The organism is Marinagarivorans sp. (genome assembly GCF_982758155.1).
The window spans coordinates 1-4787 of the sequence record NZ_CEXWTU010000308.1 but is presented as its reverse complement, the minus strand read 5'-3'; the positions used below and the strand labels follow the sequence as shown (position 1 = coordinate 4787).

General features: G+C 44.7%; 7 protein-coding genes. 4 read left to right on the top strand and 3 right to left on the bottom strand.

Annotated features, from left to right (window positions below; genetic code table 11):
- Positions 1-117: 117 nt before the first annotated feature.
- Positions 118-471 carry a DUF805 domain-containing protein gene (locus tag AC3A8L_RS19975; RefSeq protein ID WP_487964031.1) on the bottom strand — a complete coding sequence of 118 codons (354 nt, stop codon included), beginning with the start codon at positions 469-471 and terminating at the stop codon, positions 118-120.
- Between the two features lie 397 nt (positions 472-868).
- Here AC3A8L_RS19975 and AC3A8L_RS19970 point away from each other — a divergent pair, with 397 nt between their 5' ends.
- Positions 869-1549: a 2OG-Fe(II) oxygenase gene (locus AC3A8L_RS19970; protein ID WP_487964030.1), complete on the top strand. Its 681-nt coding sequence runs from the start codon at positions 869-871 to the stop codon at positions 1547-1549.
- Positions 1550-1693: 144 nt separating this feature from the next.
- Here AC3A8L_RS19970 and AC3A8L_RS19965 read toward each other — a convergent pair whose 3' ends face one another.
- A complete protein-coding gene (locus tag AC3A8L_RS19965; protein WP_487964029.1) occupies positions 1694-2230 on the bottom strand; it encodes a Crp/Fnr family transcriptional regulator in 537 nt (178 codons plus the stop codon).
- A gap of 69 nt (positions 2231-2299) precedes the next feature.
- On the opposite strand from AC3A8L_RS19965, the gene AC3A8L_RS19960 reads away from it, so the two are divergent.
- The 3 genes from AC3A8L_RS19960 to AC3A8L_RS19950 all read left to right on the top strand — a co-directional run bounded on the left by AC3A8L_RS19960 (position 2300) and on the right by AC3A8L_RS19950 (position 4241).
- Entirely contained in the window at positions 2300-3031 is a 732-nt protein-coding gene (locus tag AC3A8L_RS19960; protein ID WP_487964028.1) for an SDR family NAD(P)-dependent oxidoreductase, read from the top strand.
- Between the two features lie 9 nt (positions 3032-3040).
- Entirely contained in the window at positions 3041-3709 is a 669-nt protein-coding gene (locus AC3A8L_RS19955; protein ID WP_487964027.1) for a TVP38/TMEM64 family protein, read from the top strand.
- Positions 3710-3983: 274 nt separating this feature from the next.
- Positions 3984-4241, top strand: a complete 258-nt coding sequence (locus tag AC3A8L_RS19950) for a hypothetical protein (protein WP_487964026.1) — start codon at positions 3984-3986, stop codon at positions 4239-4241.
- Between the two features lie 91 nt (positions 4242-4332).
- On the opposite strand, the gene AC3A8L_RS19945 is transcribed toward AC3A8L_RS19950, so the two are convergent.
- The coding region (locus AC3A8L_RS19945; RefSeq protein ID WP_487964025.1) for a c-type cytochrome at positions 4333-4787 on the bottom strand (455 nt) is incomplete at its 5' end.

The following is a 4787-nucleotide window of genomic DNA, read 5'->3' as shown; positions in this document are numbered from 1 at the left end:
CGCTTAAAGGGGCGCATGCCGGGGCATGTAACGCTTTGAGCAACGAAGATAAGGATGCCGAGATCAAGCATTAGTGGATGAAATATTGCTTCCTCGCCCCTTAATAATACGTGCTAGTTAAGCGTCATTCAATTTTGGGTTTGGGCCGTAGGCGTTATCGCCTTCGTTGCTGTCTTGCACGGTAAAAATAATCAATACGATGGCGCCAATAAGTGGAATAAGCGCAATTAATAACCACCAGCCGGTGCGGCCTGTATCGTGTAGTCGTCTAATGCCCACAGCAATACTGGGTACCAATACCGCTAAGCTATAAATCATTCCTACAATACCCGGGCTACCTATAACGCCTTCAATAATAGCTAAAACTACGGCGATAATTAGGTTGAATAGGCAGAACATCCAATATTCTTTTCTGCGTGCTCTACCCGTAAATACAGCATACTGTTTTAATACCGCTAAATACCATTCCATTTGTTTTTCTCCAAGTGATACCCCTTTAGAATATTCAGGCGGGTGGGGATGTTCCGCCTAATTTAGGTGGCGTACTTTAAGGGTTAAAGTACGCCTGTGACCGAGTGTTAATGTTGTGGTTTAAAAAGTGCCACCCTGTGCCAATCATATGACTGCGAGTATGTAAAATATTAAGCAGAATGTAGCAAGGGGCGGCGGTGGGGGCAACCGTTAATGTTGGTATTTCGAAAGAATAGTCGCGACTACAATTTAACGTATGCTTCGATTGTGGTGAAGAGGAATGAGAGGCTCATTATTGTGCTTGGATTAAGCGATTGGCGTATTTTTATAGTTCGCTTGGCGCACTATTTCCCCTTTGGGCGTTATAGTGATTGTTAGTGTGAAGGGGGCGTAGCCTGTGATAAAAATTGATGCATTAGTCGATTTAAATAAACAGCTTGGTGATACCGAAGCTGAAAGTGTATTGGCGGATTTAGCCGAGGACTTGTACCGCGATGGTTTTAGTATTCGCGAAAATGCATTGCCCGAAGCGATTGCGCAATCCATGTTGGATGCGGTTTTGGCCATTCCGCATGCGGGGTTTGATGCCGCAGGAATTGGTCGTTCAGATAAATATGTGTTAAAAGAATCGGTCCGCTCGGATCGTATTCATTGGATATCGGGGGCAAACGAAACCGAAGCTGCATGGTTAGCCTGGGCAGAGCGGTTAAAGGCGCAGATTAATCAACGCCTGTTTTTGGGCCTGTTTTCGTTTGAAAGCCATTTTGCACACTATGCTGCCGGTGATTTCTACAAGCGCCATTGCGATGCTTTTAAAGGGCAGGCCAATCGTATGTTGTCGCTGGTGGTGTATTTAAATCGCGATTGGGATGCTAATAATGGCGGCGAGCTGGTGTTGTATAAAACGGCAGAGGATCAAGAGGGAATTCGTGTTCGTCCGGGTTTTGGAACCGTTGTCGCGTTTTTGAGTGAGGAGTTCCCGCATGAGGTATTGCCGGCTACCTGCGATCGCTATTCTATTGCCGGCTGGTTCCGTATAAATACCTCTAATAGCGCCCGTATCGATCCGCCCATCTAGCGCAGCGCTTTGGGGGCTGCGTAACGATTTTTCGGTTTTCCAGCATTCGCCGTTTAGCCGAATTATATTGCCAGAGGTATCCTCATAAACAATATAGATCCGATCAAAAAAATTACGCGTTAAAACCGTTTAACTTGCGGGGATTTAGTTACTTTCGAGCTTGACTCTCTTTTTAATTCGACTTAATCCGACAGCGGTAATTCCTAGGTATTTAGCTAAATCAGCTTGGGTTATTTTATCTAAAATTTCTGGGGATTCGAGAAAAAATTTTTGGTACCTCTCCTCTGGTGATAAACAGAGGAATTCAAATTCACGCTGTTCTTTTCTCATCGCAAATTGCAGTAGCACTTCAATCATATGATTGGCGATAGTCTGGTCGCTGCGACTGTGTTGATGGATTACCGTAAAGGGCGTTTCAATCAGTGCGCTGTCTTCTAGGCAGACTAAGCTAAATGAGGAGGTATTCTCAGCATATGCCGATGTAAGGCTGCCGATAATACTCTTGTTCGTAATAAAGGACTTTATCAATTCTTTACCATCGCTAGTGGTGTAGTAGGCCTTCAATAGGCCAGATTCTACCCAGTAAAGTGATCCACTTTGATTACCCTGTCGAAATAGGTGTTGTCCCTTCTTCTTTGTGATTCTCTTGCCTTCATTTTTGATTAAATCAATAAAATTCATGGTTATTAACCTAGGTTAATGAGCGCTGCCCACTACATGTTTAAGCTGGCCACCACAGCGGAGGCTTTTATGAAGATTATGGGTAAACGTATTGTAATTACCGGAGGTACATCGGGAATTGGTTTAGAAATTGCTAAACGGCTTTGCCTCGAAAATGAGGTGATTGTTATAGCGCGTAGCGCTTCAAGGCTCAAGGCTTTGGCGCAGGAGGTGGCTATAGCGAAAACGTACCAAGCTGATCTTTCGGACATGAAAGAGGTAACATTAGTTGCACAAAGCGTAACGCAGAATTTCAAAACTATCGATATCCTTATTTGTAATGCGGCAGTGCAGTATGTGCCAACCCTCCTTGATAAAGCCTTTCGACTCGAGAACATTCAGCATGAAGTAAACCTTAACTTTACAGGAATTTGCTGTTTGATTCATGGGTTACTTCCTTCGCTGCATAATGCCAAGCCTTCTAGAATTTTGATAATTAACTCGGCTTTAGCTTTAACACCGAAGAAAACATCTGCAGTCTATTGCGGTACTAAGGCGGCCTTAAATAACTTTGCCCAATCATTAAACTATCAGTTGGAAGGTACAAATATTAATGTACAACAGGCTTTTTTACCTCTTGTAGATACAGCTATGACGCAAGGTCGAGGAGAGCACAAAATGCCCGCAAGTGAGGCTGCAAAAAAGGTACTGCAAGGTTTGGCGCGGGGTATTGTTGCCAACGACATCGGTAAGGTTCGCTGGCTACGGCTGCTTTTGCGGTTGGCGCCAACCTTCGCACAGCACATTTTAAAGAACAATTAGGGGGTAACTATGAAGTCCATGCTAAAAGTATTGTTGGTGATCAGTCTCGTATTCGCGGCGACTTTTTTGGTGATGAAGCTCATGGGCTGGCTTTCGGTTGATCAAGTAACGGCGTGGTTAACTTGGGCATCTACGCTTTCGCCGTATATTCTTTCCGCTATTGTTGTAGTGTTATTGTTTTTAGATCTTTTCATTGCTATGCCGACACTAACGGTAATCGTCCTTGCGGGTTACTTTTTAGGCTATCCGTTGGCCGCGGCAGTTGTTTTTGTGGGCACTTTGTTGGCCGCTTTGGTGGGATATTTTTTGAGCTTATTTTATGGCCATCGACTGCTGTATTTGCTGCTTAAAAATCAAACCAAGCGCGATGATGCTATAGCGGCTTTTCAGCGTAATGGAGTTGTGATGATTATATTGGCGCGAGCAATGCCAATATTGCCAGAAGCAACAGCCTGTATGGCGGGGATCTCAAAAATGCGTTTTTATGTGTTTTTTGGCGCATGGCTGATTGGTGCCGTGCCTTATATTTTGATTGCTACTTATGCCGGTGCGATTAGCTCATGGGCAAACCCTAAACCGGCACTATTTATGGGCCTGGGCCTTTCTGCTTTCTTGTGGTTATGTTGGTTGGGGTGCTTTTATTTAAAGCGGAAAAATTTATGGTCATGGAGTTGGTGATCATTTCGCGTTATGGCTATTGCTTGAAAAATATAATTAAGGCGCAAGATTGCAATCAACCCTAACGTTGCATTAGGTTTTGAGTTCAGGAGCTTTTAGCGTGGTATTTATAGCTTTGAACGGAGATTTTTTTGGATTGATACTAGTCACTCTAGGTGAGATCCAGAAAAATTGAGTACGACGCTAGAAATGCTGCTATAGAAGCAGCGAAGCGATACTGGGCCAAAAGTTAATGCAACGTTAGGGGCAACTAGGTGAATCTTGGGTGGTATAAATGGGTGTTTCAGTATTTGTTGAACTCGCTATTGTGATGGGTTTGATCGTTATTATATGGGGCGCCGTTAAGTTGGTGGCTCATTTTAAAAAGCACAAGGCGAACACAGAATTGTGGGCGACAGTTTTTGAGGGGCTAACGCATAAATTAGCGGACCTTACACCGTTAAAAGTCCCTGAATCGTATATCGAGAAAAAAGCGAAAAGGGATGGGCTTGATAGGGATGCTGTAAAGGCTAAAGCGGGGGGAGATGAGTAGGTCGATTTTGGTTAATGCTAGAAGGTAGTTATTGCAGGCATAAAAAACGGCCCGAAGGCCGTTTGTATGATTTCAGTTCAGTTTCTGGTGGTTAAATTCCCCCGTCAGCCGTTAGTGTTTTACCTAAGAACTCGACCCAGATGTAATCGGCCAATTGGGTCGCACAGTTGTCCCCAGTGCTACATGCAGGCATCGGAGCATCCCCGCCATTTTCTAAAATGCCGACAATGCCTTGGTAGTCAAGCTCCGTAATGGTTAGGTCATTAAAGAATCCGTCATTGCCGTTGGCACCGTGGCAGCCTGCACAACCATCGCCATCTGTGTCGTCATAAAGTGTTTTACCGGCATTTACACGGTTGTCTATTTCAGCCTGTGAAGGCCCAGACGAAACAGGGCGCTCACCACCGTCACTCGTGAGAGTTCCGCCAACAAACTCGACCCAAATGTAATCGGCCAATTTAGTCGCACAGTTGTCCCCAGTGCTACATGCGGGCATCGGAGCATCCCCGCCATTTTCTAAAATGCCGACAATGCCTTGGTAGTCAA

Excerpts from the sequence above, each read along its gene's own strand:
- AC3A8L_RS19975 (WP_487964031.1), bottom strand. The coding sequence starts at position 471 with ATGGAATGGTATTTAGCGGTATTAAAACAGTATGCTGTATTTACGGGT.
- AC3A8L_RS19965 (WP_487964029.1), bottom strand. The coding sequence starts at position 2,230 with ATGAATTTTATTGATTTAATCAAAAATGAAGGCAAGAGAATCACAAAG.
- AC3A8L_RS19960 (WP_487964028.1), top strand. The coding sequence starts at position 2,300 with ATGAAGATTATGGGTAAACGTATTGTAATTACCGGAGGTACATCGGGA.
- AC3A8L_RS19955 (WP_487964027.1), top strand. The coding sequence starts at position 3,041 with ATGAAGTCCATGCTAAAAGTATTGTTGGTGATCAGTCTCGTATTCGCG.
- AC3A8L_RS19950 (WP_487964026.1), top strand. The coding sequence starts at position 3,984 with ATGGGTGTTTCAGTATTTGTTGAACTCGCTATTGTGATGGGTTTGATC.